The 26419-nt window shown below is 65.5% G+C and carries 27 protein-coding genes; 11 read left to right on the top strand and 16 right to left on the bottom strand.

Translation table 11 applies throughout. The annotated features are described in order from the left end of the window. Positions 1-54: 54 nt before the first annotated feature. The 4 genes from J6595_RS10525 (at position 55) to arsH (ending at position 2387) form a co-directional block, all read left to right on the top strand. Entirely contained in the window at positions 55-438 is a 384-nt protein-coding gene (locus tag J6595_RS10525; protein WP_209594453.1) for an ArsR/SmtB family transcription factor, read from the top strand. Beyond that, complete coding sequence (locus tag J6595_RS10520; RefSeq protein ID WP_209594451.1) at positions 435-1148, top strand: MIP/aquaporin family protein; 714 nt, start codon at positions 435-437, stop codon at positions 1146-1148. Before J6595_RS10525 ends, J6595_RS10520 begins: the two co-directional genes overlap by 4 nt. 26 nt (positions 1149-1174) lie before the next feature. Then, on the top strand, positions 1175-1582 hold the full coding sequence (gene arsC, locus J6595_RS10515; protein WP_209594449.1) for an arsenate reductase (glutaredoxin): 408 nt from the start codon (positions 1175-1177) through the stop codon (positions 1580-1582). Between the two features lie 88 nt (positions 1583-1670). Further along, entirely contained in the window at positions 1671-2387 is a 717-nt protein-coding gene (gene arsH / locus J6595_RS10510; protein ID WP_209594447.1) for an arsenical resistance protein ArsH, read from the top strand. Between the two features lie 69 nt (positions 2388-2456). Here the strand turns inward: arsH and J6595_RS10505 are convergent, their stop codons facing one another. Continuing rightward, entirely contained in the window at positions 2457-4148 is a 1692-nt protein-coding gene (locus J6595_RS10505) for a peptidoglycan D,D-transpeptidase FtsI family protein (protein ID WP_209594445.1), read from the bottom strand. A gap of 362 nt (positions 4149-4510) precedes the next feature. On the opposite strand from J6595_RS10505, the gene J6595_RS10500 reads away from it, so the two are divergent. Then, entirely contained in the window at positions 4511-4975 is a 465-nt protein-coding gene (locus tag J6595_RS10500; protein WP_209594443.1) for a GreA/GreB family elongation factor, read from the top strand. 22 nt (positions 4976-4997) lie between these two features. On the opposite strand, the gene panB is transcribed toward J6595_RS10500, so the two are convergent. Then, entirely contained in the window at positions 4998-5816 is an 819-nt protein-coding gene (gene panB / locus J6595_RS10495; RefSeq protein ID WP_209594442.1) for a 3-methyl-2-oxobutanoate hydroxymethyltransferase, read from the bottom strand. A 49-nt stretch (positions 5817-5865) separates the two neighbouring features. Next, on the bottom strand, positions 5866-6720 hold the full coding sequence (gene panC, locus J6595_RS10490) for a pantoate--beta-alanine ligase (RefSeq protein ID WP_209594441.1): 855 nt from the start codon (positions 6718-6720) through the stop codon (positions 5866-5868). Between the two features lie 194 nt (positions 6721-6914). Between panC and J6595_RS10485 the strand changes: the two genes are divergently transcribed. After that, positions 6915-8144 (top strand): MFS transporter, encoded by a 1230-nt coding sequence (locus J6595_RS10485; RefSeq protein ID WP_209594439.1) that lies wholly within the window; start codon positions 6915-6917, stop codon positions 8142-8144. Between the two features lie 9 nt (positions 8145-8153). Here the strand turns inward: J6595_RS10485 and recO are convergent, their stop codons facing one another. The 8 genes from recO to rpoZ form a co-directional block, all read right to left on the bottom strand. Next, positions 8154-8891, bottom strand: coding sequence for a DNA repair protein RecO (gene recO / locus J6595_RS10480; protein ID WP_209594437.1), 738 nt, complete (start codon positions 8889-8891; stop codon positions 8154-8156). 20 nt (positions 8892-8911) lie between these two features. Next, positions 8912-9883 carry a GTPase Era gene (era, locus tag J6595_RS10475; RefSeq protein ID WP_209594435.1) on the bottom strand — a complete coding sequence of 324 codons (972 nt, stop codon included), beginning with the start codon at positions 9881-9883 and terminating at the stop codon, positions 8912-8914. Further along, on the bottom strand, positions 9880-10578 hold the full coding sequence (rnc, locus tag J6595_RS10470) for a ribonuclease III (protein WP_245197999.1): 699 nt from the start codon (positions 10576-10578) through the stop codon (positions 9880-9882). The genes era and rnc overlap by 4 nt, the downstream gene beginning before the upstream one ends. Then, positions 10575-11309 carry a signal peptidase I gene (gene lepB, locus J6595_RS10465; protein ID WP_209594431.1) on the bottom strand — a complete coding sequence of 245 codons (735 nt, stop codon included), beginning with the start codon at positions 11307-11309 and terminating at the stop codon, positions 10575-10577. Before lepB ends, rnc begins: the two co-directional genes overlap by 4 nt. Before the next feature lie 87 nt (positions 11310-11396). Then, positions 11397-12050, bottom strand: a complete 654-nt coding sequence (locus tag J6595_RS10460) for a DUF2062 domain-containing protein (protein ID WP_209594428.1) — start codon at positions 12048-12050, stop codon at positions 11397-11399. A 258-nt stretch (positions 12051-12308) separates the two neighbouring features. Next, positions 12309-12887: an orotate phosphoribosyltransferase gene (gene pyrE, locus J6595_RS10455; RefSeq protein WP_209594427.1), complete on the bottom strand. Its 579-nt coding sequence runs from the start codon at positions 12885-12887 to the stop codon at positions 12309-12311. Positions 12888-12959: 72 nt separating this feature from the next. After that, the gene (locus J6595_RS10450; protein ID WP_209594425.1) at positions 12960-15176 is read right to left on the bottom strand and encodes a RelA/SpoT family protein; all 2217 of its coding nucleotides are present in this window, start codon (positions 15174-15176) and stop codon (positions 12960-12962) included. A gap of 124 nt (positions 15177-15300) precedes the next feature. Further along, positions 15301-15732: a DNA-directed RNA polymerase subunit omega gene (gene rpoZ / locus J6595_RS10445; protein ID WP_209594424.1), complete on the bottom strand. Its 432-nt coding sequence runs from the start codon at positions 15730-15732 to the stop codon at positions 15301-15303. 327 nt (positions 15733-16059) lie between these two features. Here rpoZ and J6595_RS10440 point away from each other — a divergent pair, with 327 nt between their 5' ends. After that, the gene (locus J6595_RS10440) at positions 16060-16644 is read left to right on the top strand and encodes a LabA-like NYN domain-containing protein (RefSeq protein WP_209594422.1); all 585 of its coding nucleotides are present in this window, start codon (positions 16060-16062) and stop codon (positions 16642-16644) included. Between the two features lie 23 nt (positions 16645-16667). Next, positions 16668-17375: a uracil-DNA glycosylase gene (locus J6595_RS10435; RefSeq protein WP_209594416.1), complete on the top strand. Its 708-nt coding sequence runs from the start codon at positions 16668-16670 to the stop codon at positions 17373-17375. A 44-nt stretch (positions 17376-17419) separates the two neighbouring features. On the opposite strand, the gene J6595_RS10430 is transcribed toward J6595_RS10435, so the two are convergent. From J6595_RS10430 to dapA, 3 genes are all read right to left on the bottom strand, one after another. Further along, the gene (locus J6595_RS10430; RefSeq protein ID WP_209594414.1) at positions 17420-17881 is read right to left on the bottom strand and encodes a metallophosphoesterase family protein; all 462 of its coding nucleotides are present in this window, start codon (positions 17879-17881) and stop codon (positions 17420-17422) included. A 133-nt stretch (positions 17882-18014) separates the two neighbouring features. After that, the gene (gene smpB / locus J6595_RS10425) at positions 18015-18485 is read right to left on the bottom strand and encodes an SsrA-binding protein SmpB (protein WP_209594412.1); all 471 of its coding nucleotides are present in this window, start codon (positions 18483-18485) and stop codon (positions 18015-18017) included. 169 nt (positions 18486-18654) lie between these two features. After that, the gene (dapA, locus tag J6595_RS10420) at positions 18655-19536 is read right to left on the bottom strand and encodes a 4-hydroxy-tetrahydrodipicolinate synthase (protein ID WP_209594410.1); all 882 of its coding nucleotides are present in this window, start codon (positions 19534-19536) and stop codon (positions 18655-18657) included. A 338-nt stretch (positions 19537-19874) separates the two neighbouring features. On the opposite strand from dapA, the gene J6595_RS10415 reads away from it, so the two are divergent. Continuing rightward, positions 19875-22061, top strand: a complete 2187-nt coding sequence (locus J6595_RS10415) for a lytic transglycosylase domain-containing protein (protein WP_209594408.1) — start codon at positions 19875-19877, stop codon at positions 22059-22061. An 88-nt stretch (positions 22062-22149) separates the two neighbouring features. Beyond that, the gene (locus tag J6595_RS10410; RefSeq protein ID WP_209594406.1) at positions 22150-23070 is read left to right on the top strand and encodes an alpha/beta fold hydrolase; all 921 of its coding nucleotides are present in this window, start codon (positions 22150-22152) and stop codon (positions 23068-23070) included. Between the two features lie 70 nt (positions 23071-23140). Here the strand turns inward: J6595_RS10410 and J6595_RS10405 are convergent, their stop codons facing one another. Then, positions 23141-24106 (bottom strand): prephenate dehydratase, encoded by a 966-nt coding sequence (locus J6595_RS10405; RefSeq protein ID WP_425342139.1) that lies wholly within the window; start codon positions 24104-24106, stop codon positions 23141-23143. A 2-nt stretch (positions 24107-24108) separates the two neighbouring features. Beyond that, positions 24109-24837, bottom strand: a complete 729-nt coding sequence (locus tag J6595_RS10400; RefSeq protein ID WP_209594402.1) for a 3-deoxy-manno-octulosonate cytidylyltransferase — start codon at positions 24835-24837, stop codon at positions 24109-24111. A 195-nt stretch (positions 24838-25032) separates the two neighbouring features. Here J6595_RS10400 and J6595_RS22840 point away from each other — a divergent pair, with 195 nt between their 5' ends. Further along, complete coding sequence (locus tag J6595_RS22840) at positions 25033-26292, top strand: c-type cytochrome (RefSeq protein WP_209594400.1); 1260 nt, start codon at positions 25033-25035, stop codon at positions 26290-26292. The last annotated feature ends 127 nt before the right edge of the window (positions 26293-26419 follow it).

The raw sequence follows: 26419 nt of genomic DNA, 5'->3' as shown, positions 1-26419 counted from the left end.
CGGCCAGGCGGACACCCCCTTCCATTCTGCAATAATCCTTGTATACTCGCATCCATGAAAGACACCGCCGCCGTCTCAGCCCTTGCCGCCCTCGCCCATGCCGATCGCCTGCGCGCGTTTCGGCTGCTGGTGAAGGCCGGGCCGAGTGGCCTGCCCTCGGGGGAGATCGCCGAGCGGCTGTCGATCATGCCGACGCGGATGAGTTTTCATCTGGCGGGCCTCGATCGCTCCGGCCTCGTCCATTCCTGGCGCGAGGGGCGGCAGGTTCGCTATGCCGTGCGGTTCGAGGCGATGCGGGCGCTCATGGGCTTTCTGGCGCAGGATTGCTGCGACGGGAATCCGGAGATCTGCGGCGTCGTGACGGATCCCTGCAAGGAACCCTGCGTGCCGGCTGACGGACGCAGCAGGCAGGCCGCGACAGGGCCGGTCGGGCGATGAGCGACACGGCCACCTTCGACCTTCCCCGCCGCCTCGTCGCCGAGGCGCTCGGCACCGCCCTGCTCGTCGCCACCGTCGTCGGCTCGGGCATCATGGCCGAGCGGCTGACGGGCGACACGGCGCTGGCCCTTCTCGGCAACACGCTGCCGACCGGGGCAATCCTCGTCGTCCTGATCACCATTCTCGGGCCGATCTCGGGGGCGCATTTCAATCCGGCGGTCACCCTCGCCATGCTCTTGCGCGGGGCGATCGGCCGCCGCGAAGCCTGGCGCTATGGCCTCGCGCAGATCCTCGGCGGCCTTGCCGGCACCATCGCCGCCCATCTGATGTTCGATCTGGCGCCGCTCGCGCTCTCCACCCACATGCGCGCCGGCCCGGCTCAGTGGTGGGCGGAGATCGTCGCTACCTTCGGCCTCGTCGGCGTCATTCTCGGGGGCCTGCGGTTCAACGGCCCGGCGATCCCCTGGCTGGTCGGGCTCTACATCACCGCCGCCTACTGGTTCACCGCCTCGACCTCCTTCGCCAACCCGGCCGTCGCCATCGCCCGGGCCTTCACCGACACGTTTTCCGGCATCCGGCCGGTGGACGTGCCGGCCTTCATCCTCGCCGAATGCCTCGGCGCCGTCCTTGCCGTCGCCATCTTCGGCTGGCTGCTGCATCCCGGCACCCGGCTGACCATCCGCGACGCCTTGCGCGCGCCGGCCAAGTGACCTCGCCCGCTTTCATCGGAGCTTTCATGACCGTCAAGATCCTGCACAATCCCCAATGCGGCACCTCGCGAAACACCCTGGCGATGATCCGCCAGTCGGGCGAGGAGCCGGAGGTGATCGAATATCTCAAGGACCCGCCGAGCCGCGAGATGCTGATCGAACTCCTCGACATGATGGGGATGAAGCCGCGCGATCTCCTGCGCGAAAAGGGCACGCCCTATAAGGAACTCGGCCTCGACGACGACAAGCTCGCCGACGAGGAGCTTTTGGCCGCGATGATCGAGCATCCGATCCTGATCAACCGGCCGATCGTCATCACCGACAAGGGCGTCAGGCTCTGCCGCCCCTCCGAAAAGGTGCTGGAGATCCTGCCGAACCCCGATATCGGCGCCTTCACCAAGGAGGACGGCGAGGTCGTCCCGCCCCGCGCCTGATCCCGGAAAGCGCCCGGTCCGGCTCGTCGGGCCGACCGCGCAAAACCCGCCAGCCCTTCTTTAAGACACGATCGATCGCTTCGCAGCCATGCCCCTTTCAGACCTGCCCAATCTCGCCCATGGCGCTCTCGCGCCCATCGAGCCCGCGCTCTATGCAGCTCCCGGCGACCCCGCCCATCCGCCGCGCATCCTGACGCTCTACGGCTCCTTGCGCGAGCGCTCCTATTCGCGCTTCGTCGCCGAGGAAGCCGGCCGGTTGCTGACCTATCTCGGCTGCGAGGTGAGGAGCTTCGACCCGCGCGATCTGCCGCTTCCCGATGGCGCGCCGAGCGACCATCCGAAAGTCGCCGAGCTTCGCGATCTCGCCAAATGGTCGGAAGGCATGGTCTGGGTCAGCCCCGAGCGCCACGGCGCCATGACCGGCATCATGAAGGCGCAGATCGACTGGATTCCGCTGTCGCAAGGCGCGGTGCGCCCGACCCAGGGCAAGACGCTGGCGGTGATGCAGGTCTCAGGCGGCTCCCAGAGCTTCAACGCCGTCAACCAGCTGCGCATCCTCGGCCGCTGGATGCGCATGGTGACGATCCCCAACCAGTCCTCGGTGCCGAAAGCCTTCAACGAGTTCGACGAGGCCGGCCGGATGAAGCCGTCCGCCCTTTACGAGCGCATCGTCGACGTCTGCGAAGAGCTGACGAAGTTCACCTACATGACCAGAGGCCGCTCTGCCGCCCTCACCGACCGCTATTCCGAACGCGTCGAGAGCGCGGCGGAACTGTCGAAGCGGGTCAACCAGCCGGCGATTTGACCGGCAGGCTTCCCGAGCGGGTGCCCCGGCGGCAAGATTTCGGGCGTCTGGACGCAGCCGCCTTCCGCCTCAATACTCCCGCATGAGATGCTGCCCCACCTCACCGAATGTCGGCTTGACATTCAGGAACGTCGCGGCGCCGCGCACCATGTTGCCCACCATCGGCGCCGCGTTCCATCCGGCCTGGGCATTGGGCTTGCCTTTTTCCACCTGCGGCTCGTCGATGATCGACATGACGATGTAGCGCGGCTTGTCGATCGGAAATGCCCCGACGAAGGCGTTGAAGCGCTTGTTGTGATTGTATTTGCCGTGCTCGACCTTTTCGGCCGTGCCGGTCTTGCCGCCGACGTGATAGCCGGGAACGTCGGCCTGCCGGCCGGTGCCTTCTTCGCCATTGAGCTTGAAGATCGCGCGCATGTCGAGCGACGTTTGGGGGTTGACGATCTGCCGGCGGATGGCGGCCGCCTCCTCCTCGGTCCGTGGCAGGAAGGTCGGCGGAACATAGTAGCCGCCATTGATCAGGGCCGCCGCCGCGACGGCTGTGTTGAGCGGCGTCGTCGAAACGCCGTGGCCGAAGGCGATCGTCATCGAATTGATCTTCTTCCAGACATGCGGCTGGGTCGGCATCGCGACCTCGGGAAGTTCCGTCTTCATCTTGGACAAGAGGCCAAGCCGGGTGAGAAATTCCCGGTGCCGGTCGGTGCCCACCATGTCCGCCTCGCGGGCCGAGCCGACATTCGACGAGAACTTGAAGATGTCCGGCACCGAGAGCCAGTTGCCCTCGTTGTGGAATTCCCGGAACGTATGGCCGGCCACGTGAAACGGCGACGTTGCCACCTGCGAGTTGATATTGACGACGCCGAAGTCGAGCGCCATCGCGGTCGTGAAGATCTTGAAGGTCGAGCCCATCTCGAACGTGCCCGCCGACATCCGGTTCAGGTTCTCTTTCTTGAGCGGCGCGTCCCCCGCGTCGTTGAGGTTGTAATCGGGGACGGACGCCATCGCGATGATCTCGCCCGTGTCGACATCGAGAATGACGCCGCCGGCCGCGATCGCCCGATATTCCTTCAAGGCGCGCACCAGTTCCTCGTGAACGACGTGCTGCACGTTGCGGTCAATGGAAAGCCTGAAAGCCTTCAGACCCTCTTTCCGGTTCAGCCCGGTGGCCTGAAGCGCGTTGAAGCCGCTGTCGTCGAGATATTTCTCCATGCCGGAGATGCCGCGATTGTCGATATTCGTCAGGCCGAGCACATGGGCGGCTTCCGAGCCGCCCGGATAGAACCGCCGCGTCTCGGTGCGGAAGCCGATCCCGGGAATGCCGAGATTGAAGACCGCCTGTTGCTGCATCGGCGTCAGCCCGCGGCTCAGCCAGGCGAATCCCGATTTCGAGCTGAGCTTCCTGTAAAGCGCGCCCGGATCGAGTTGCGGGAGAACCGTCAACACCGCTTCGGTCGCCTCGTCGGCGTCGATGATCCGCTTGGGCTCGGCAAAAAGCGACGCCGTGCGGATATCCGTCGCCAGGATCTCGCCATGTCGGTCGACGATGTCCGGCCGGTTCGAGGCGGGAATGCTCGAAACGAACATGCCGTCGATCCGGCCGGGCTCAAAGCCACCGAACCAGACGAGGCGACCGATGATCGTGGCGAATGCCAAGAGGAACATTGCCGATGTCAGCGCCGTGCGGGACCTGCCGTCACGGCCGTGCTCGACGGCGCGTTTCGATCGGCTGGCGGCCGGGGTTGATCTGGAAGCGAATTTCATGACGCGGGGCGATCCACAAGATCGAAGCGGCGCGGGGCTCGGATGCACGACGCCGATCGATGAACACTCCCCCGAGCAGTGCGCCCGTCATGCTTACCAATTGATGAAACCCACCCGCCGGACACCAACATCTCGGCGAATAAAACATCGCCGGGTCCACACATCCAGGCCACACTGGAAATGCGACGTCCCGGCGTCGCCGAAACCGCCACCGAAACGGCGAGACGTCTCGAACACGGAGCGATCCTGAGCGACACACGGCACACGGCGGATCGCCACGGGTTTTGCCCCGTCAATCGCCGCCATATATCGTCAGCCACGGGTTGCGCCCCTTAAAGCATGCACCAAGAGAGGACCGTCCCATGAGCGTCGCATTCGTCAAGGAGCCCAATGAGGATCAGGTCGAAGGTTTGCCCGAACGCGATCTCGGTTCGGACCCGAACTTCGTCACCGAGCGGGGCCTCGACATGCTCGAGGCGGAGATCGCCAAGGCCGAGGCATCGCTCGAGGAGGCGCGCTCGGCCAGCGACAAGATCGCTATGGCGATGATCAACCGCGACCTCAGATACTGGCGCGCCCGCCGCTCGACGGCGCAGCTCACGGTGCCCTCCGCCGAGACCGAGGTCGTCCAGTTCGGCCAGCGCGTCGCGATCCGGCGGCCGGACGGCACCGTCCAGAGCTACCGGATCGTCGGCATCGACGAGGCCGATCCGCCGAAGGGGCTGATCTCCTACCTCTCGCCACTGGCGCGCCAGCTCGTCGGCAAGGAGGAAGGCGACCGGGTCCGCGCCGGCCCGAGCGAAGCGGAGATCGTCTCGATCGAATGAATTGGGGGCTCAGTCGCCCTACTCAGCCGCGCGGCTTGTAGGTCTGCGCCTCGCCCGGAAAGCTTCGCTCCCGCACCTCCTCGGCATAGGCCGCCACGGCACTCGCGACCGCCTCGCCGATCGCCCCGTAGCGCTTGACGAATTTCGGCACGCGCGGCGTCAGGCCGAGCATGTCGTTGAGGACGAGGATCTGCCCGTCGCAGGCGCTCGAGGCGCCGATGCCGATTGTGGGGATCGCGACGGCGCGGGTGATCTCCTCGGCCAGCGGCGCGACGACGCCCTCGACGACGACGGCAAAGGCTCCCGCCTGCGACACCGCCACCGCGTCGGCGAGGATCTTCTCCCGCGCCGCCGCGTCGTGGCCCTGGCTCTTGAAACCGCCCAGCGCGTTGACCGCCTGCGGCGTCAGCCCGACATGGGCCATCACCGGAATACCGCGCGCGGCGATGAAGGCGATGGTCTCGGCCATCGGCACGCCGCCTTCGAGCTTGACCGCCCCGCAGCCGGTCTCGGCCATCAGCCTTGCGGCCGCGCGGAAGGCGTCTTCCTTCGAGGCTTCGTAGCTGCCGAAGGGCATATCGACGACGATCAGCGATTGCGCGGTCGAGCGCACCACCGCCCGCCCGTGGGCGATCATCAGGTCGAGGCTGACCGACAGCGTCGATTCCATCGCGTGCTCGACCATGCCGAGGCTGTCGCCGACGAGGATGAAGTCGACGAGCGGGTCGACGAAGGGCGCCAGCGCCGCGCTGTAGGCGGTGAGCGAGACGATCGGCTCGCCGCCCTTGCGGGCGAGAATGTCCGGCGCCGTCCGTCGTCTTTCGGGTTTTTGCGCGCTCATCGAATGTCTCCCGTCCAATTCTCTGCGAAGCCGCCCTCCGGCGGACCGCTCAGCTCGGCTGCGGCCGCGCCTCGTGCTGATCGATCAGAAGGACCGGCCCGACCTGCGCCGTCACCAGGATGACCACCGGCCCGTCGATCCGCTCCACCGCGGCAAGATTGCCGACGTCGCAGATGTCGAGGGAGCGCAACGCGACGCCTTGCTGCGCCTCAATCGTCGCCCTCATTTTGCCGAGCACCACCTCCGGCGACGCCTCTCCCGCCTCGATCATCGCAGCGCCTTCCGCAAGCGCCGCCGAGAGCACCCGCGCTGCTTGCCTCTCCTCCGGCGAAAGGCGGACGTTGCGCGACGACATGGCGAGCCCGTCTTCCTCGCGTACCGTCGGCACACCGACGATCTCGACCGCGAAATTCAGGTCCGCCACCATGCGGCGGATGACGGTCAGCTGCTGAAAATCCTTCTCGCCGAAATAGGCCCTGCCCGGCTGGACGATGTTGAACAGCTTGGCGACGACGGTGGCGACGCCGGTGAAGTGGCCGGGCCTCGCCTTGCCGATCAGCATCTCGCCGAGCCGCTTCGGCACGATCGCGGTCTCGAGCGGTTGCGGATAGATCTCGTCGACGCCCGGCGTGAAGACGTGATCGACCGAAGCGGCACGGAGCATGGCGAGGTCGCGCTCCATGTCGCGCGGATAGGTCGAGAAGTCTTCCCTCGGGCCGAACTGGGTCGGGTTGACGAAGATCGTCACGACCACGACGTCGTTCTCCTTGCAGGCCCGGCGCACGAGCTCCAGATGGCCGGCATGGAGATAGCCCATGGTCGGCACGACGCCGATGCTTATGCCGGCGCTGCGCAGCGGATCGAGGGCAGCCCTCAGATCCGCGATCGTTTCGTGTTGTTTCACGGGTCTATGTCCGTTTCCTCACCAGGTCGGCCTTCTAACGGCTTGCGGGGCGGAGCGGAAGGCGTGAACGGCCGGTTTCGTGCGTGGGGCGCATCGCAAATTCTGATAGCTGCGATATGAATTCGTCGTTATGCCCTGAGCCGTTTGGCGCGTAGAAGAGCGATCGCCGCAATTCGTCCGGAGGCCTTTCCGCAATGAGCACTCCATCTGCCCGAAGCAATGCGGACGGCGCGACGCTCCTCGCCATCGGTGCCGGCTGCCTGATCGCGCTCCTGACCTTCGGCCCGCGCTCGGCGATCGGCTTCTTCCAGCTGCCGATGCTGACGGATACCGGCTGGAGCCGGGACGAATTCGCCCTAGCGATCGCCATTCAGAATCTCTGCTGGGGCGCCGGACAGCCGCTGTTCGGCGCGATCGCCGACAAATGGGGCACGGCGCGGGTCCTCGTTCTGTCGGGTCTTCTTTATGCGGCGGGACTTGCCCTGACCGCGGTCGCGCCCTCGCCCTTCTTCCTGACGATCGGCTCGGGCGTCCTCGTCGGTCTCGGCGTCGCGGCAGGCTCCTTCGGCATCGTGCTCGCGGCCTTTGCCCGGCGCGTCAGCGCCGAACAGCGTTCCTTCGTCTTCGGCCTCGGCACGGCGGCGGGCTCGGCGGGCATGTTCGTCTTCGCGCCGCTCTCGCAAGCCCTGATCGACAGCTATGGCTGGTCCGACGCGCTGCTTGTTCTCTCCGCCATCATGCTTCTCGTGCCGCTTCTGTCCGTGGCCTTGAAGGGCAACAGCCAGATCCGGCGCGACCTCAAGCCCGAGATCGAGCAGACCATGGGCGCCGCGCTCTCCGAGGCCTTCGCGACGAAGAGCTACCTTCTCCTCACCGCCGGCTTCTTCGTCTGCGGCTTCCAGGTCGCATTCATCACGGCGCATTTTCCCGCCTTCCTCGCAGACATCGGCATCGCACCGAGATGGGCGGTGGTCGCGATGGCGCTGATCGGCTTCTTCAACATCATCGGCTCGATCTCATCGGGGATCATCGGCCAGCGCGTCTCGAAGCCGCATTTCCTCGCCTTGATCTACATCGCCCGCTCGGTCGTCGTGACGCTGTTCCTGCTGACGCCGATCACGCCTGCGACGGTGGTCGTCTTCGCCGTCGTCATGGGCCTCCTCTGGCTCTCCACCGTCCCGCCGACCAATGCCCTCGTCGCCATCATGTTCGGCACGAAATATCTCGGCCTCCTCGGCGGCATGGTGTTCCTGTCCCACCAGGTCGGCTCGTTTCTCGGCGTGTGGCTCGGCGGCTATCTCTACGAGACAACCGGCTCCTACGACGCGGTCTGGTGGCTCGGCGTCGTCCTCGGCCTGATCGCGGCCGTGATGCACTGGCCGATCCGGGAGACGGCGGTCGAGCGGCCGGCGCTGGCGGTTTAGCCGCTCGCTTCAAACGGCCTCTCGACGCGCATCTTTCGCCAGCGCAGCGATCAGCCCGTGGCGCGCTTCGGGCTCCTTGAGGCCGCGCGGCTCGAAGACGTTGCGGGCGAGGAAATAGCCGGTCAGGCGAAAGCCTTGCGCGATTTCCGCGGCTCCCTCATCGCCGCCTTCCTTCGCCAGGAACGCCGGCAACGGCAGGAGCTTGTCGTGCCAGGGCGCTCCCGCCTCGCGGCTGACGGCCCGGCCGGTCTTCGGCGAGACATAGACGAGGTCGCTCGTCTGCCCGGTGGCGGCGCATTGTGCCAAGTCGAGGCCGAAGCCGAGTTCTTCGAGCAGCGCGATCTCGAAGCGCAGCATCAGGGCCGACGTCGTCTGTGGCTCGGCGAGATGCTCGAGGATGACGGCGAGACCGTCGTAAAGCCGCGGATGCGGATCGCGCTCGGCCAGAAGCCTGAGATGCGCCGCCGCCAGCTGCACGGCGTTCAGAGCCGCGGCGCTTTCGATCAGCGAGGCGGCGCGAAGCGTCAAAGGTTCGAGGATGAAGGTGCCCATATGCTCGTCGAGCCGCGCCCGCCAATGGGCCTCGACAGTATTGCCCGGCTGCAGCACCGGCTGCTGCCGTCGCGACCGCCCGCCGCGCACGATGCCGAGATGCCGGCCGCGCGAGCGCGTCATCACCTCGGCGATGACGCTCGTCTCGCCATGACGCCGGACGCCGAGAACGATCGCCTCCTCACGCCATTCCATGGCCGGCACAGCCCCTCGGTTCAGCTCGAATAGTCGAGCCCCATCTCCCGGTAACGTTCCGGATCGTCGCCCCAGTTCTCGCGCACCTTCACGAAGAGGAACAGGTGCACCTTCTGGTCGGCCGCTTCCATGATCTCTTCGCGGGCCGCCTTGCCGATCGCCTTGATCGTTTCGCCCTGGTGGCCGAGGACGATCGCCTTCTGGCTGTCGCGCTCGACATAGATCGTCTGCTCGATGCGCACCGAGCCGTTCTGACGGACCTCCCAGAGCTCGGTCTCGACATGCGAAGAATAGGGCAGCTCCTGATGCAGCCGAAGATAGAGCTTTTCGCGGGTGATCTCGGCGGCGAGCTGGCGCAGCGGCAGATCCGAGACCTGGTCTTCGGGATAGTACCACGGCCCCTCGGGCAGCGTTTCGGCGAGCCAGTCCATCAGGTCGGCACAGCCCGAACCGTCGAGGGCCGAGATCATGAAGACCTTGTCGAACTCGACCTTGTCGGTGATCTCCTTGGTCAGGCCGAGCAGCTTGTCGCGCTGGATCCGGTCGACCTTGTTGAGAAGCAGGACCTTGGTCGCACGGGTGTCCTTCAGCCGTTCGAGGATGCGCTCGACGTCCTCGCTGACGCCGCGTTCGGAATCGACGATGGCAAGGACGATGTCGGCATCGCGCGCGCCGGACCAGGCGGTCTTCACCATCGCCCGGTCGAGCCTTCGCCGCGGCTTGAAAACGCCCGGCGTGTCGACGAAGACGATCTGGGCCTTGTTGTGCGTCGCGATCCCGCGCACCAGCGCCCGCGTCGTCTGGACCTTGTGGGTGACGATCGTCACCTTGGTGCCGACGAGCTGATTGACGAGGGTGGACTTGCCTGCATTGGGCGCACCGATCAGCGCGACGAAGCCCGAGCGCCGGCCATCGCCATTTTCGGCTGCCGCCGCATCGGTTCCTGCCGCCGCGGTGCCGGCCTCGCTGTTTTCGCCCGTCTCGTCGCTCAACCCTGTTCCTTCCAGACACCTTCGCGCCGCAACACGGCGGCGGCCGCTTCCTGCTCGGCAAAACGCTTCGAGCGCCCCTGCCCTTCGGCGGGTGCGATCCCTTCGACCGTCACCTTGATGGTGAAGACCGGCTCGTGATCCGGCCCCGACCGGCCGACCGTTTCATAGCGCGGCAGGTTCGGCCCCCGCTGATGCGCCCATTCCTGCAACGCCGTCTTCGGATCACGCCTTGCGACGACGTCGGCATCGAGCCGTTCGCCCCAGTGTCGATTGACGAAATCGCGCGCCGTTTCGAGGCCCTCGCCGAGATAGATGGCGGCGATCAGCGACTCGACGAGGTCGGCGCGAATGTTGCGGGTGCGCTCGCCCTTCAGCTTCTTCAGATCGGCGCCCTGGCGGACATAGTCGAACAGGCCGATCTCGTCGGCGATCTCGGCGCAGGCCTCGGCGCTGACGAGCGCGTTGAGCCGCAAGGACAGTTCGCCCTCGTCGGCATCGGGGAACTGGCCGAAGAGGCGTTCGGCGATGATCAGGCCGAGCACCCTGTCGCCGAGAAACTCCAGGCGCTCGTAGCTCCTGCTCGCCCCCTCGCCCTGCAGGCTGGCATGGGTCAGGGCCCGCTCGAAGCGTTCCTTGTCGCGGATCGGGACCCCGATCGTCTCTTCGAGTGCTTCGAGAGATTTTTCGCGTTTCATCCGAGCCATGTCAGGAAACGGCTTGGCCTCAGATCGCTCGGCCAGTTCCAGACCTCCAGCGGCGAGACGTCGTCCTTGATCGAGAAGAAGATCACCTGCGCCTTGCCGACGAGATTTTCGAACGGCACGTAGCCGACGTCGAACCGGCTATCGAGCGAGTTGTCGCGATTGTCGCCCATCATGAAATAGTGATCCGGCGGCACCACGAATTCGCGGGTGTTGTCGCCCGGCGAATTGGGCGACAGGTCGAGGGTGATGTAGGAAACCCCGTTCGGCAGCGTCTCGCGATACTGCTTGGCCGTCGTCCCGTCCTCGAAGGTGAATTCGCCGGCATCCTGGCGCGGCACCGGCTTGCCATTCAGATAGAAGATGTCGTCGCGCACCTGGATGCGATCTCCCGGCAGGCCGACGAGGCGCTTGATGTAGTCGACGTCTTCCTCGTGCGGCTTGCGAAAGACGACGACATCGCCGCGATGCGGCTGCGACGACAGGATCCGCCCCTCGAAGAGATCGGGAGAGAAGGGAAACGAGTATTTCGAAAAGCCGTAACTCCATTTCGAGACGAACAGATAGTCGCCCACGAGCAATGTCGGCATCATCGAGCCGGACGGAATGGAGAAGGGCTGGAACAGGAACGTGCGGATGACGAGCGCAAGGAGAAGCGCCTGGATAATGACCTTGACGGTCTCGCCGAAGCCGCCCTGTTCCGTTCGTTCGGCCTGGTCGACCATCACACTCTCTTTAGCCAGTTCGCGTTCGCGGCCCGGCCGCAAAGCGCCTTCTACCCACTCGACCGCCCCCCCGCAACGGCGATGAAATTAAAGTTTGTCAGGCTCGGGCCCGACGGAAGCGGCATGGTCTGCACCACGCTTGCCAGAGCGTGCCGTCAGGCGCTCGACGATTTCCCTGCCCGCCTGCGCCGCGGGCTTGCGGCCGGCAGCGATCTGCTTCTTGCGGTGACCCTGAAAACTGGTGACCGCCGAGCGCACCAGACCGTAGGATATGAGCCCGGCGACCAGCCCCAGCGGAACGGACCCGATCAGCATCGGCTTCACGATCGGCTCCCAGATCCCCATGATATTCGACGGCGACAGCGCCGATTCAAGCGACGGCATGTGCAGCCTCCGGACCGAGTGCCCGTCGCTCAGCGCGATGCCGACTTCGTAGGTCGCGCCCCAGATGAAGGGAAAGGTCGCCGGATTGCCGACTGCGGTCCCGAGCGCTGCGGCCGCCATGTTCCCGGCGATCAGATAGGCGATGGCGAAAGCGATGATGAAGTGAAAGCCGACAAAGGGCGTGAAGGAGGCGATGACGCCCGCGGCGAATCCGGCGGCAACGGCATGGGGCGCCGCGTCGAGGCGAATCACCCGCTTGACGAAATAGCGGTAGGAGCGCCGGAACGACCGGCGTGGCCAGACAAGTGTGCAAAATCGCGCCCATCGGCTTTCGGGCACGCGCCGACGAAACAACATGACCGCTCGGTTCTCCCGGCATATCGGACGGATGGTTCTGCGCCGACCCGTGGTCGGCGGCGGCAAGGCATCCTGCGAAGGGCCCCAAACACTCCGCCGTGAGCAAGAAGCTTAGCGCAATCGAATGCGGCGAAAAACCTTTCGTTGCGACCCGTGAGGGCTTCACGAGTTCGTCACGAACGGCAGACGCACCGATTAGGCTCGTTCGTCTTCAACCTACACGCTTTGCGTTGTCTCAATCTTTCGACGTCGCGTCGCTCACAGCGAACGGCTTCCCGGCTTCACCGGCGGGATCGCTGCGAGCTCCGGCGGAAGCGCGTCGGCGGAATAGGCGGGCACCTCGTATTCGGCGAGCGCGATCAAAGGCACGCCGACGTCGGATTTGCCGGCAGAGCGATCGATGATGCATGCCGCCGCGACGACCTCGGCGCCGAGATCGCGCATGCAGGCGACCGTCTCACGGATCGACAGCCCGGTGGTGACGATGTCCTCGACGATCACGACCCGCGCGCCGGGCTCGATCTCGAAGCGCCTCAATCGAAATGTTCCGTTCTCGCGCTCGACCCAGATCGCCGGCGCGCCAAGATGGCGGGAGGTCTCATAGGCGGGGATCAGGCCGCCGACCGCCGGTCCCACGACGAAATCGATCGGCTCTTCGGTCTCGGCCCGAATTCGCGCAGCGAGCGCCTTGCAGAGGGTCTCGGTCAGCTCGGGATGCATGAACACCCGCGCCTTTTGCAGAAATACCGGGCTTCGCAGCCCCGAGGTGAGGATGAAGTGGCCTTCCAGATAGGCCCCGGCCTTCCGGAAGATGTCGAGAACGTCCTCGTTCGTCATTGTCGCTCCACTCGTACTCGTCAACTGCGCGCTTCTCGTTAAAGACGGGTGGCGGCGGCCGCAAGCGCGGCTTTACCCGTTGACGCGAGAGACGTCGGCGACACAGGCCTTGCCCCGAAGCTGCCGGAGGGTCTGGTTCAGATGCTGAATGTCCCAGACCTCGAGCTCGATGACCATCTTGGTGAAATCCGGCGCGGTGGAGACCATCGAGAGGTTCTGGATATTGGCATCGTTGATGGCGATCGTCTCGGCGATTTCGGCGAGCGAACCCGGCTCGTTCTTGGCCGAGAGCGTGATTCTGGCGGGAAACCGCTCGCTCAGCGCCTCGTCGATGTCCCATCGGACGTCGATCCAGCGGTCGGGCTCGTCGTCATAGGCCATCAGCGCCGGTGACTGGATCGGATAGATCATGATGCCCTTGCCGGGCTCGATGATCCCGACGATCCGATCCCCGGGAACGGCGCCGTCCGGCCCGAAATGCACCGGCATGTCGTCGCCGGCGCCGCGGATGGGAATGGCCTTGCCGTTCTTCGGCGTCTTCGATTTCGATCGACCCGGCATGCGGAAGATCATGCCCGCTGCGGTGCGAAGATTGAACCAGCCCTCGTCCTCGCCCTTTTCCGCCGCCCGTGTCGCCCGGCTTTCCTGATATTCCGGAAAGGCCGCCTTCAAGACATCGCTCGGCTTCAACTCGCCCCGCCCGACGGCTGCCAGCGCATCCTCGATTTCCCGGTGGCCGAGCTTGGCGAGCAGCGGCTTCAGCGCGTCTTTGGAAAACGTCTTGCCGGCCCGCGTGAAGGTTCGCTCGAGGATCTGCTGGCCGATGCCGGAATACTGCTTGCGGATCTGCGTGCGCGCCGCCCGGCGGATCGCCGCCCGGGCCTTGCCGGTGACGGCGATGTTCTCCCAGGCCTGCGGCGGCGTCTGCCCCTTGGCGCAGATGACCTCCACCTCGTCACCATTGGCGAGTTCGGTCACGACCGGCATGATCCGACCGTCGATCTTGCAGCCGACGCAATTGTCGCCGACTTCCGAATGGACCGCATAGGCGAAATCGATCGGCGTCGCCCCGCGCGGCAGAGCGATCAGCTGGCCCTTCGGGGTGAAGCAGAAGACCTGGTCCTGAAACAGCTCCAGCTTGGTGTGTTCGAGAAACTCTTCCGGATTGTCGCCGGAGGCGAGCAGCTCGATGGTCCGCCGCAGCCAGCCATAGGCGTTCGAGTCCTTGGACAGGTGCACCGGGCCCGACGACGTCGCGCCATCCTTGTAGATCGAATGGGCGGCAACGCCATATTCGGCGACCTCGTGCATTTCCCGCGTTCGGATCTGCAGTTCGACGCGCTGGCGCGAGGGACCGACGATGGTGGTGTGGAGCGAGCGATAGTCGTTCTGCTTGGGCGTCGAGATGTAGTCCTTGAACCGCCCCGGCACCATCGCCCAGGTACGGTGGACGATGCCCAGCGTGCGATAGCAGGCCTCCTCGCTGTCGACGATCACCCGGAAACCGAAAATGTCCGAAAGCTGCTCCAGCGACAGCGCCTTGCGCTGCATCTTGGAGAACACCGAATAGGGCGTCTTCTGGCGCCCGGAGACGGAGGCGTGGATGCCGTTCTCCTTCAGCTTCGCCGTCAGATCCTGCTCGATGATCGCGATCTTCTCGGCGTGACGCTCGCGCAGCTCGGCCAGCCGGGCGGTCACCGTCTCATAGGCGTCGAGATTGATGTGGCGGAAGGCCAGCTGCTCCAGCTCGTCGCGCATGTCCTGCATGCCCATGCGACCGGCGAGCGGCGCATAGATGTCCATCGTCTCCTGGGCGATGCGGGCGCGCTTTTCCGGCAGCATCGGCCCGAGGGTGCGCATGTTGTGCAGGCGGTCGGCGAGCTTGACCAGAAGGACGCGGATGTCGTCGGCGATCGCCAGGAGAAGCTTGCGCAGATTCTCCGCTTGCGCCGCCTTACGGGAGACGAGATCGAGCTTCTTGAGCTTGGTCAGGCCCTCGACCAGCTGGCCGATCTTCGGCCCGAAGAGCTGGTCGATCTCCTTGCGGGTGGCATCGGTGTCCTCGATCGTGTCGTGGAGCAGCGCGACGGCGATGGTCGCCTCGTCGAGATGCATCTCGGTGAGGATCGCCGCGACTTCGAGCGGATGCGAGAAATAGGGGTCGCCACTGGCGCGCTTTTGCGTGCCATGCTTCTGCATCGCATAGACATAGGCCCGATTGAGAAGCGCTTCGTCGAGTTCCGGCTTGTAGGCCGCGACTTTCTCGACCAGTTCATATTGCCGCATCATGGGCTTGTGGCGAACGTCCTTGCTGGTGGCCTCAACGAAAAAAGGGGGCGGCGCCCTCAGGGCGCGCCCCCTCAATATAGTGTCGATGACCTAAAGGCTTGAAGGGCCAAAAGCCCGGTCTGCGTCAATAATCGTCCGTCTTTTCCGGCGGCACCAGACCCTCGATGCCGGCCAGGAGATCGTCTTCCGACATGCGATCGAAGGAAACCGGCTCGTCGTCGTCGGCGGCAGGCTGGATGGCGGCGGGAACTTCCGATTCGGCTGCCGCGATGAGACGCTGGTTCTCCTCGCGCCGGTCCTGGCTCGGCCGCGGCTCCGGCTCGTCCACCTCGACATGCTTCTGCAGCGAGTGGATCAGGTCTTCCTTCAGATCGCCCGGAGACAGCGTCTCGTCAGCGATCTCGCGCAGGGCGACGACGGGGTTCTTGTCGTTGTCGCGATCGACCGTTATGGTCTGACCCTGCGAGATCTGGCGCGCCCTGTGACTGGCAAGGAGAACCAGTTCGAAGCGGTTCTCTACTTTGTCGACGCAATCTTCTACGGTGACGCGGGCCATGCCTGTCTCCTGAAACGGATAAATTCGGTGACGAAGGCTCGGACATAGCCTTTTCGCCGCCGCGCCACAAGTACCCCCATCGACGGTCTTTTCTCCAGCCGACATGGCTTGCCCGGGTAAACGGGCCTTAGCACGGGCATCGGTGAGGCCCCTGCGCGCCTCCTGAAGCCGCCCTCCAAAGAACGCTGCGATTGCCAGCGGAACTCTTGCAGGCGTCTACAAAAACCTGCTACGGCCGGGTATCAAACGGCATCCATTAGACAACACGCCCCATTGAGCCAACCAATAATCGACGCAATCTGGTTTTTCTAACGAAAGCTGCATCCTATGTTTGACCAGCGCGAGAAACTCGCCCTTTTCATCGACGGCGCCAATCTTTACGCTACGTCGAAAAATCTTGGCTTCGACATCGATTACAAGAAGATGCTCACCTGGTTTCAGCGCCAAGCCTATGTCATCCGCGCCTATTATTATACCGCTCTGATCGAAGACAATGAGTATTCCTCGATCCGCCCGCTGATCGACTGGCTCGACTACAACGGCTACCGCGTCGTTACAAAGCCCGCAAAAGAATTCACCGATCCATCCGGACGTCGCAAGATCAAGGGCAATATGGACATCGAGCTCGCGATCGATGCCATGGAACTCGTCGACACCGTCGACCACTTCGTGCTGTTCTCCGGCGATGGCGACTTCCGCTCGCTGGTCGAGGCGCTGCAACGCAAGGGGCGCAAGGTCTCCGTCGTCTCGACGCTGACGTCCTCGCCGCCGATGGTGTCCGACGATCTGCGCCGCCAGGCCGATCATTTCATCGACATCGTCACCTTGCGCAACGAGGTCGGCCGCAACCCGGCAGAACGCGAAGCACGCATGTCGCGCCGGGCCGAGGCCGAGAGCGAAGACGACTACTGAGCTGCGATCGCGGAAGCCGGAGCGTGCCCTCGCCTGCCACGAAGTCGCCGAGGAGCCGAGCTGACGGCCGGCCCGGCTTTCCGCCCGGAACCGCCGCCGAGCCTTCCAGAGACTGCCCTTTATGCCCGCGGCTTGCCGAGTTCCGAGAGGAATGGCGCGAGAAGGAGCCGTCCTGGCACAACGCCCCGGTTCCGAGCTTCCTGCCAGCCGGCGGGCCTGAGAGCGTAAAGCTTCTCGTGGTCGGCCTCGCACCCGGCCTGAGGGGCGCCAACCGCACCGGCCGCCCCTTCACGGGCGACTATGCCGGCGACCTCCTCTATGCCACGCTGACGCGCTTTGGCTTTGCCAATGGCCGGTTCGACGCGAGGACGGACGACGGGCTCGAACTGATCGGCGCGGCGATCACCAATTCCGTGCGTTGCGTGCCGCCGCAGAACAAGCCGGTCGGCGGCGAGATCAACGCCTGCCGCCCCTTCCTGTCGGCAACGATCGATCAGCTGCCCAATCTCGCCGCCATCATCACCCTCGGCAAGATCGCCCATGATTCCACCGTCCGAACCCTCGGCGGCCGCGTCGCGGCGCATCCCTTTCGCCACAACGGGTTCAGCGATCTCGCCGGCGTACGGCTGTTTTCGAGCTATCACTGCTCGCGCTACAACACCAATACCGGACGCCTGACGACGGAAATGTTCGAGGCGGTGTTTGCGGATGCCGCCGCGTTCTTGGGTTAGCGCAGCGTCGGGACGCCCCGGCCCGGTCGCCAATCTTCCAACGTCTACTCCACGATCTCGTGAATCTCGGGCGTCATCGCCTCGCCTTCGATGCGAAGCGTGGCGACGGTGACCGGGAGCTTGAAGCGTCTTCGACCGGCACTGCCGGGATTGAGATAGAGAACCCCGCCGCTCGTTTGCAGGCCCGGGCGGTGCGAGTGGCCCGAGATGACGACGTCATACCCTTTTTGCGCGGGATCGAAGGAAAGATCGTTGCGATCGTGAATGACGAAGAAACGCCGGCCGAAAAGCTCCACCGATCGCGTTTCGGGAAAGGTCTGCGCCCAGTCTGCGACATCGACATTGCCGCGAATTGCGGTGACAGGCGCAATCTTCTCGAGGCGCGCGACGATGTCCGCCGCGCCGATATCGCCGCCATGGATGATATGCCCGACGCCCTGGAGCCTCGAGAGCGCCTCAGGCCGGAGCATTCCATGCGTATCCGAAATGATTCCGATGACTGGCATGTTCAAAGGCGCGTTTCACAGGGCCCGCTGATGCGGAAGGCAGCGACTGGCCGGGACGGCGCAGTCGTCGTGAAGGACGAGGCGACGAGGGCAAGTGGCGAAACCGCATCTTTTCCGCCCTTGCACCGGGCCGTCAGCCCTCCTTCAGGATCCGCTGCTTCTGGCGGTTCCAGTCGCGCTCCTTGATGGTCTGGCGCTTGTCGGGGGCGTTCTTGCCCTTGGCGACGGCGAGTTCCATCTTGGCCATGCCGCGATCGTCGAAATAGATCTTGAGCGGCACCAGCGTCATGCCGTCGCGCTGAACGGCGCCGGCCAGCTTGTTGAGCTGGGTGCGGTGGACCAACAGCTTCCGCCGACGCTTGGGGTTGTGGTTGAAGCGGTTGGCCTGGAGATATTCCGGCAGGTTGGAATTGATCAGCCAGAGCTCGCCCTGCTCTTCGGTGGCGTAGGCTTCGGCGATGGAGGCTTTGCCCTCGCGCAACGACTTCACCTCGGTGCCCGTCAAGACCAGCCCGGCTTCCAGCGTATCGACGATCTCGTAATTGAACCGCGCCTTGCGATTTTCGGCCGCGATGTTCGAATCGGCTTGTTTTTTCTTGGCCATGGTCAGTTTCATGCGCCGGAAAGCGCATATCCTTGTTACTTGGGCGGCTCATGCCGACCCGACATTTGGTGCCGGCCGGCGCAGGCTGCCAGGGAATGCCGCCTGCGGGGCGCATCGCCGGACTTGCGCGCGCTGCTCGACTGGGATGCGAAGCGCCGGTGTAAGGCTGTCAGTTCAAAAGGCCGGCGTGGCGTAATGCGCGATCGATCGCCTCGCCGGTGGAGGCTTCCACCGAAACCAGCGGCAGACGGACCGAATTGGCCACCTTGCCGAGCTTTTCCAGGGCATACTTCACGCCGGTCGGGCTCGGTTCGATGAACAGCGCCTTGTGCAGCGGCATCAGGCGATCCTGCACCTCGACGGCGCCCGCATAGTCGCCGCGCGCGCAAGCCGCCTGCATTTCGGCGCAAAGCCGCGGCGCGACATTCGCCGTCACCGAGATGCAGCCGTGCCCGCCATGGGCGTTGAAGCCGAGCGCGGTCGCATCCTCGCCCGAAAGCTGCACGAAATCGGTGCCGCAGGTCGCCCGCTGTTCCGAGACGCGATCGACCTTCGCCGTCGCGTCCTTCACGCCGACGATGTTGGAGAAGTCCGATGCCAGCCGGCCCATCGTCTCTGGTGTCATGTCGATGATCGAGCGGCCCGGGATGTTGTAGATCAGGATCGGCAGCGACACCGCCTTGGCGATCGCCGCGTAATGGGCGTAAAGGCCGCGCTGGTTCGGCTTGTTGTAGTAGGGCGTCACCACCAGAAGACCGTCAGCTCCTGCCTTTTCGGCGAATCTGGCGAGATCGATCGCTTCGTCGGTGTTGTTCGAGCCCGCCCCCGCGATCACGGGAACGCGACTCGCCGCGACCTTGACGCAAGCGTCGACGACGCGCTTGTGTTCGTCATGACTGAGGGTGGGGCTTTCCCCCGTGGTGCCGACCGGGACCAGCCCGCTCGAGCCTTCCGATATCTGCCATTCGACGAAGTCGGCAAAGACGTCTTCGGCAAAGCCGCCGTCCTCGGCAAAAGGCGTCACCAGCGCCGGAATCGAGCCATTGAACATCGTATGTTTCCCCATCCCGGACAAAGCCGTGGAGTTTCTTCTTGTCTTCGAGAAAGCCACCGCCGGCCGCCGCGGATCGGCGAACCGGCAGTCGCGCCTCGCGAGCGTCAGCTGACAGCCTCCCCCGCCGGGCGTGAACCGTTGCCGACCCTTCGTTGGAGAGGCGAACATATTGAAGCGCGACGGGGGAAACAAGCGGTGACGTCACCGTCGCGGCCAGGCCGGAAATCAGGCGCGGTAACACGACCTTAACGGCAGTTGTGAGAGATTTGAAAACCATGGCGGAACCGGATTGCCCGGCGCCACGCCCCAGTGTTCGACGCCCGACGAGGATGTCCATGCAAAGCCAAACGCGCGCCGCGAAATTCCTGATGGCCCTGCTCGCGTCGACGCTTGTCCCGGTGCCGTCGCTCGCGCAGACCGACTTCCTGCCACAAGTCGGGCCGACGCCGACCGCCCGTCCGGGCGCGATCAGCACCGGCATGTCGCTCGACGCCTCGAGATTCGGCGCCCCTGTCCCAACACAGATGCCCGCCTCGGTGCCGATCCCCCGGCGCCCGCCGGCCGAAGTTGCGCCGGCCTCGACCGCCTTCACCGCCTCGATCGCGGCGATGCCGCGAAGCATCAGCCCGGTGCAGCCGATCAATGGCGCTCTCAAGGACGGGCTGCAGGCCCTCTCCGACGGCAACCCCATGCGGGCCCGCCAGATCCGTGAGGGAATGACGCCCGGCTCCCTCGACCGTGACATCCTGACCTGGGCGGTTGCCCGCTCCGGCGGCAAGGACGTGCCGGCAGTCGACATCGCCAACGCCGCCCGCACGCTCGCCGGCTGGCCCGGCATGTCGGCCCTGCGTGTCAATTCGGAAAAGGCGATCTGGCGCGAAAACCGCCCGCCGCAGGAAGTTCTCGCCGCCTTCGCCAACACCGCCCCGGAGAGCCCGGAAGGCGCGATGGCGCTCGCCAAGGCCCTTCTGGGCGTCGGCAATGTCGGCCGCGCCAAGGCGCTGATCGATAAGACCTGGCGCAGCGAGGTCATGGATGCTGCGACCGAACGCCAGATGCTGTCGACATTCGGCACGCTGATCGGCCCGAGCGATCACAAGGCGCGCATGGACATGCTGCTCTATCGCGAGAGGGTGACCGATGCCGGCCGCGTCGCCAAGCTCGCCGGCGCGAGCGAGCTTTATGCCGCACGCGCCGCGGTGATCCGCAATCAGGCCAATGCCGGGCGGCTCCTGTCAGCCGTTCCCCGCTCGCAGCGTTCCGACCCCGGCTATCTCCTCGCCGTCGTCGAATACGACCGAAAGGCCGGCAAGGTCGACAAGGCCGCCGAGGTCCTGGCCAACGCCCCCCGCGACCCCGCGGTGCTGATCGACCCCGACGCCTGGTGGAACGAGCGGCGCATCGTCGCCCGCGATCTCCTCGATCTGGGGAAGGCCAAACAGGCCTATCGCATCGCGGCCGGCCACTCGGCGCTGGATTCCGCCGAGGCGGTGGAAGCCGAATTCCACGCCGGCTGGATCGCCCTGCGCTTTCTCGGCGATGCCTCGACGGCCTCGCGACATTTCGCGCGCATCGTCAACATGTCGAACAAGCCACTGTCGATCTCGCGTGGCTACTACTGGCTGGGCCGCGCCGCCGAGGCCGGCCGTTCGAGCAACGCCCGCGGCTACTACCAGCGCGCCGCTCATTATGCCGCGACGTTCTACGGCCAGCTCGCCGCCGCGAAGCTCGGCCACAGCCCCGGCGCGATCGAGTTTCCAAATCCGACCTCGGCCGAGCGCAGCCGCTTCTTCGCCCGCCCGGCCGTCAGGGCGATCCAGCGGCTGGAGCAGATCGGCTCCGACTGGCGCGCCGACATCCTCTACCGCGATCTCGCGCGCGAGATCGACAGCCCCGGCGAGCTCGCCCTTCTGTCGGTCATGGCCGAGCGGCGCGGCGACCATCACCTCGTCCTGTCGATCGGCAAGATCGCCTATTGGCGCGGCATCGACGCGCCGGCGCTCGCCTTCCCGATCGGCGTCATTCCGGCCAGCGCCAACATCTCCGCCGCCGGCAAGGCGCTCGCCTATGCGATCGCCCGGCAGGAAAGCGCCTTCAATCCCAAGGCCCGCTCGCCGGTGGGCGCTCTTGGCCTGTTGCAGCTGATGCCGGGGACGGCGAAGAGCATGGCGCGCAAGGTGGGCGTGTCCTATTCGCCGTCGCGGCTGACCTCCGATCCGGGCTACAACGCAACGCTCGGCGCCCAGTATCTCGGCGATCAGATCGACAATTTCGACGGCTCCTACGTCCTCACCTTCGCCGCCTACAATGCCGGCCCGCGCCGCGCCCGCGAATGGATCGAGCGCTTCGGAGATCCGCGGGGCATGTCGCTCGATCAGGTGGTCGATTGGGTCGAGCGCATCCCCTACACGGAGACGCGCAACTACGTGCAGCGGGTCATGGAGAACTACGAGGTCTACAAGATCCGCCTCGGAGCGCCGTTCTCGATCGAGAGCGACCTCGTCAGGGGGCGTCGCGGCTGAGACGCGGCGCGCCTCGAAATCCGCCTGCTCCGCCTTAGCTCGTGCCAGAAGGGCTTCGCCCCTTGCACCGGCACGCGGAGTGACGACGATGACGCGCGACGATTCGACGACCTTCACTTTCGAGCATGACGGGCTGCGCCTCGCAGGACGCCTGTGGGGCGCAAGGGCGGCTAGCGCAGCCGACGACGCGCTGCTGCCGATCGTCTGCCTGCCGGGTCTGACCCGCAATTCCCGCGACTTTGCGGCATTCGCCTACGCGGTGCGCCAGCGCGACCCCGAGCGGATGATCGTCGCCTTCGACTATCGCGGGCGCGGCCTGTCGCAACAGGCCGGAACGGCCGAAACCTACACGGTGCCCGCCGAAGCCGCAGACACGATCGCCGGCCTAGCCCATCTTGGCATCGCCCGCGCCGTCTTCGTCGGCACCTCGCGCGGCGCCCTCATCATTCATGCCCTCGCGGCCATGCATCCCGCCTGCCTTGCCGGCGCCGTGCTCAACGACGCCGGCCCGCGCATCGAGACGGAGGGTCTGAGGCACATCCGGGACACCGTCGGCGTGGTGGAATCCCATGCGGACTGGGATGCGGCCATCGCCGCCGTCGCCACGGCGAACGCCGCGAGCTTTCCCGCCCTCTCACACGACGATTTCGCCCGCATGGCCCGCGCCGGTTTCACCGAGCGCGAGGGAAAGATCGTCGGCGACTATGACCGCAAGCTGCTTGATCCACTGCGGATCATGGACCTCGACACCGCCCTGCCCGAACTCTGGGACGCCTTCGATCTGATGCAGGCCATCCCGCTCCTGGTCATTCGCGGCGAGAACTCGTCGCTGTTCAGCCGCGACACCGTCGCGCAAATGGCAGACCGCCATCAGGGTATGGAGACGATCGAAGTCGCCGGTCAGGGCCACGCGCCGTTTCTGGAGACCGCCGGCCTGCCGGAAAGGATCCTGACGTTCGTGAAAAGAGCCGAGCGCCGAGGTGGTGGAGCGGAAGCCGCCTCATCCTGAGGTGCGGCGCGAAGCGCAGCCTCGAAGGGCAAGGCGGCTTCTGCCGGCACGCCATCGGATCGCGGGCCTCTCACTCCCCCGGCAACAGCAGCGCCTGACGGTTCTCCGCCGCGCGGTAGACGCCGAGAGTGCGGTATTCGGCCGAGAAGAACCGCAACTCCTCCAGTGCTCGCCCGAGCGCCGGATCATGCGGGTGCCCCTCGACGTCGGCATAAAACAGCGTCGCCGAAAAGCTTCCGCCGAGCTGGTAGCTCTCCAGCTTGGTCATGTTGATGCCGTTGGTGGCAAAGCCGCCGAGCGCCTTGTAGAGCGCGGCCGGAATGTTCCTCACGCGAAAAACGAAGGTGGTCACCACGTCGCGGCTGATCATCTGCCGCCCGTCGTCGCTGGGTTCGGGATCGCGCGCCGCCCAGAGGCTGAGCCGCTGCTCGTCAGCGTCGGCGAAGGGCTGCTGGCCGGGATCGGCCAGGATGACGAAGCGGGTGACGTTGTTGGAGGCGTCCTCGACGTCCTCCTCCAGAATCGACAGGCCGTAATATTCGGCCGCGAGCCTAGGGGCGAGAGCCGCTCGGCTGCGATCACCGGCCTCGGACACCTCTCGTGCCGCCCCCGCCGTGTCGCCTGCGACCTGTGGCTTCCAGCCGTTCGAGCGCAGATATTTGCGGCACTGCCCGAGCGCATGGATGTGGCTCGACACGCTGCGGATTTCCGTCCGCTTGACGCCGGGCAGCGTCATCAGCTGAAAATGGATCGGCATGAAGTGTTCGCCGACGATCGACAGCCCGGAATCGGGCATCAGCAGGTGGATGTCGGCGACGCGGCCGGCCAGGGTATTCTCGATCGGGATCATCGCCCGCTCGACCCGGCGCTCGCGGCCCTCGTGCTCGACCGTCCTCGCCTTGAGCGCGGCGAAGGCGTCGTCGAAGGACGGACAAGGCAGCGCCTCATAGGCGTCACCGAAGACGTCTCTCACCGCCATGTCGGAATTCGCGCCGGGTTCGCCCTGAAAGGCGATCATCGGGCGGTCGTCTGCCATCGTCATGCTCCCAGGATTTCGCGGGCCCGGGCAAGATCGTCCGGCCCATCGACGCCAAGCGGCACGGTATCGACGATTTCGGCGTCGATTCGCATCCCGTTTTCCAAGGCCCGCAGCTGCTCGAGCTTCTCGCGCTTTTCGAGCGTCGACGGGGCCAGCGAGACGAAACGCTCAAGGCTCGCGCGGCGATACGCATAAAGCCCGATGTGATGATAGTGCGGCCCCGGCCCCCAGGGCGCCGTCGCCCGGGTGAAATAAAGCGCGTGAAGCCGCTCATGGCCGATCGGCGAGCCGACCAGCTTGACGACGTCGGAGTTCGTGCGCTCGTGGTCATCGGCGATTTCGGCGGCGAGCGTCGCGATGTCGCAGCGCGGATCATCGAAGGGCGACAGCGCGCGGCGGATCAGCGCCGGCTCGATCGTCGGCAGATCGCCCTGGACGTTGATGATCGTTTCCGCCTCGCCGCCCGGATCGACCTTGCGTAAGGCCTCGAAGATGCGGTCCGAGCCCGACTGGTGATCGACCGAGGTCATCACGCCCTCAAAGCCCGCGGCCTCGACGGCCTGGCGGATTTCCTCGGCATCGGTTGCGACGACGACACGTCCGACGGCCGCCGCCGCTGCCCTTTCGGCAACATGCACGACCATGGGTTTACCGGCGATGTCGGCGAGAGCTTTCCTGGGCAGCCGCGTCGAACCGAGACGGGCGGGGATGAGAACGAGTGTCGACATAAGACTTTCGATCAACTGCAATGTGTTTCTTCAGACCTTGAGCCACATTTTAGAAAGTGACAAAAAGCCCCGTCGCCCGGCCTTCTACAGATGTTGCCATGAATCGGCAAAACACCTAGGGTCCGGCGCGTCTACTTGGGGGTCTGCCGGGAACGGTAGGGTTGTGGCAATTGATGGGGAGGGTCGGTCCCGACAATGGATTCGTTTGAGGCCAACAAGATCTTCGGTGCCGTTCTCGGCACCATTTTCGTGCTGTTCGGCGGCAGTCTCCTCGCAGAGGGTCTGTTTCACTCCGAAGCCCCCGAGCAACCAGGCTACGAAATCGTCGCCGCAGAACCTGGCGAAGGCGAAGCCGCCGGCAACGAGGTCGCAGAGGAAGATCCCCCGATCGCGGCCCTTCTCCAGACGGCCAGCGCCGAGAGCGGCGCCAACGTCTTCAAGAAGTGCAGCGCCTGCCACTCCGGCGAGAAGGGCGGCCCCAACAAGGTCGGCCCGCATCTGTGGGACGTGGTCATGCGGCCCATCGCCTCGGTCTCCGACTTCAACTATTCTGCCGGCATGAAGGAGTTCTCCGAGGGCGGCTCCGTCAAGTGGGACTACGAGCACCTCTACGGCTTCCTGAAGAACCCGAAGGGCTATGTGAGTGGCACGGCGATGGGCTTTGCCGGGCTGAAGAGCCCCGAAGATCGCGCCGATCTCATTGCCTATCTGCACACGCTTTCCGACAATCCCGCGCCGCTGCCCGAGGCTCCCGCCGAGGGCGAAGCGGCCTCGGCAGAAACCGCCGAAGTGACGAACCCGGCGACGACGACCAAGATGGGCGAAGGCGGCGAAGAGGCGCAGATGCCGCCCGAAACCGGTGCCGCACCGGAATCAGCGCCGACCGAAAGCAGCGACGCGACGACCCAGGCACAGATGGCCGAGGATGGTGTGCAGGGCGAACAGCCGGCTCCTCCCGCCGCGGCTGCTGGCGGGGACGATCAGGCCGCCGGCGGTGAACAGGCTTCCGGCGAGGCAGGCGCAGGCGCAGGCGAAGCCCAGCCCACAGGCGAAGACAGCGCGGCCGCCCCGGCCGCAGCTCCGGAAGCAAGCGAGCCGACCCAGACCGCCCTCGCCGGCGATCCGGCTGCCGGCGAGAAGGTCTTCAACAAGTGCAAGGCCTGCCATGCGGTCGGCGAAGGCGCCAAGAACAAGATCGGGCCGGAGCTGAACGGCATCCTGGGCGAGAAGATCGCCGCGGTGGATGGCTACAGCTTCTCCTCGGCGCTCAAGTCCTATGCCGAAGAGCATCCGACCTGGACCGTCGAGGAGCTGAAGGCCTGGCTCGCCGACCCGAGGGCCGTGGCGCCGGGCACGAAAATGTCCTTCCCGGGCCTGAAGAACGAGGCGGATATCGACAACGTCATCGCCTATCTCGCGAGCTTCGACGAGGACGGAGCCAGGAAGGGCCAGTAGTTCCAACGCCCGTCGTCAGGCATGATCGAAAAGCCCCGGCCCCTCGCCGGGGCTTTTCGTTTGCGCGGCGAGCAAGGGCGCGGGACGTGCAACGCGGGAACGTGATCCGCACCACCAGCGAAAAGAA

This window comes from Jiella mangrovi (assembly GCF_017815135.1).
In the GTDB taxonomy this organism is placed as follows: domain Bacteria; phylum Pseudomonadota; class Alphaproteobacteria; order Rhizobiales; family Rhizobiaceae; genus Jiella; species Jiella mangrovi.
This window is presented reverse-complemented; position numbering and strand designations above follow the sequence as displayed.

Excerpts from the sequence above, each read along its gene's own strand:
- J6595_RS10525 (WP_209594453.1), top strand. The coding sequence starts at position 55 with ATGAAAGACACCGCCGCCGTCTCAGCCCTTGCCGCCCTCGCCCATGCC.
- J6595_RS10520 (WP_209594451.1), top strand. The coding sequence starts at position 435 with ATGAGCGACACGGCCACCTTCGACCTTCCCCGCCGCCTCGTCGCCGAG.
- arsC (WP_209594449.1), top strand. The coding sequence starts at position 1,175 with ATGACCGTCAAGATCCTGCACAATCCCCAATGCGGCACCTCGCGAAAC.
- arsH (WP_209594447.1), top strand. The coding sequence starts at position 1,671 with ATGCCCCTTTCAGACCTGCCCAATCTCGCCCATGGCGCTCTCGCGCCC.
- J6595_RS10505 (WP_209594445.1), bottom strand. The coding sequence starts at position 4,148 with ATGAAATTCGCTTCCAGATCAACCCCGGCCGCCAGCCGATCGAAACGC.
- J6595_RS10500 (WP_209594443.1), top strand. The coding sequence starts at position 4,511 with ATGAGCGTCGCATTCGTCAAGGAGCCCAATGAGGATCAGGTCGAAGGT.
- panB (WP_209594442.1), bottom strand. The coding sequence starts at position 5,816 with ATGAGCGCGCAAAAACCCGAAAGACGACGGACGGCGCCGGACATTCTC.
- J6595_RS10485 (WP_209594439.1), top strand. The coding sequence starts at position 6,915 with ATGAGCACTCCATCTGCCCGAAGCAATGCGGACGGCGCGACGCTCCTC.
- recO (WP_209594437.1), bottom strand. The coding sequence starts at position 8,891 with ATGGAATGGCGTGAGGAGGCGATCGTTCTCGGCGTCCGGCGTCATGGC.
- rnc (WP_245197999.1), bottom strand. The coding sequence starts at position 10,578 with ATGAAACGCGAAAAATCTCTCGAAGCACTCGAAGAGACGATCGGGGTC.
- lepB (WP_209594431.1), bottom strand. The coding sequence starts at position 11,309 with ATGGTCGACCAGGCCGAACGAACGGAACAGGGCGGCTTCGGCGAGACC.
- J6595_RS10460 (WP_209594428.1), bottom strand. The coding sequence starts at position 12,050 with ATGTTGTTTCGTCGGCGCGTGCCCGAAAGCCGATGGGCGCGATTTTGC.
- pyrE (WP_209594427.1), bottom strand. The coding sequence starts at position 12,887 with ATGACGAACGAGGACGTTCTCGACATCTTCCGGAAGGCCGGGGCCTAT.
- J6595_RS10450 (WP_209594425.1), bottom strand. The coding sequence starts at position 15,176 with ATGATGCGGCAATATGAACTGGTCGAGAAAGTCGCGGCCTACAAGCCG.
- rpoZ (WP_209594424.1), bottom strand. The coding sequence starts at position 15,732 with ATGGCCCGCGTCACCGTAGAAGATTGCGTCGACAAAGTAGAGAACCGC.
- J6595_RS10440 (WP_209594422.1), top strand. The coding sequence starts at position 16,060 with ATGTTTGACCAGCGCGAGAAACTCGCCCTTTTCATCGACGGCGCCAAT.
- J6595_RS10430 (WP_209594414.1), bottom strand. The coding sequence starts at position 17,881 with ATGCCAGTCATCGGAATCATTTCGGATACGCATGGAATGCTCCGGCCT.
- smpB (WP_209594412.1), bottom strand. The coding sequence starts at position 18,485 with ATGGCCAAGAAAAAACAAGCCGATTCGAACATCGCGGCCGAAAATCGC.
- dapA (WP_209594410.1), bottom strand. The coding sequence starts at position 19,536 with ATGTTCAATGGCTCGATTCCGGCGCTGGTGACGCCTTTTGCCGAGGAC.
- J6595_RS10415 (WP_209594408.1), top strand. The coding sequence starts at position 19,875 with ATGCAAAGCCAAACGCGCGCCGCGAAATTCCTGATGGCCCTGCTCGCG.
- J6595_RS10410 (WP_209594406.1), top strand. The coding sequence starts at position 22,150 with ATGACGCGCGACGATTCGACGACCTTCACTTTCGAGCATGACGGGCTG.
- J6595_RS10405 (WP_425342139.1), bottom strand. The coding sequence starts at position 24,106 with ATGGCAGACGACCGCCCGATGATCGCCTTTCAGGGCGAACCCGGCGCG.
- J6595_RS10400 (WP_209594402.1), bottom strand. The coding sequence starts at position 24,837 with ATGTCGACACTCGTTCTCATCCCCGCCCGTCTCGGTTCGACGCGGCTG.
- J6595_RS22840 (WP_209594400.1), top strand. The coding sequence starts at position 25,033 with ATGGATTCGTTTGAGGCCAACAAGATCTTCGGTGCCGTTCTCGGCACC.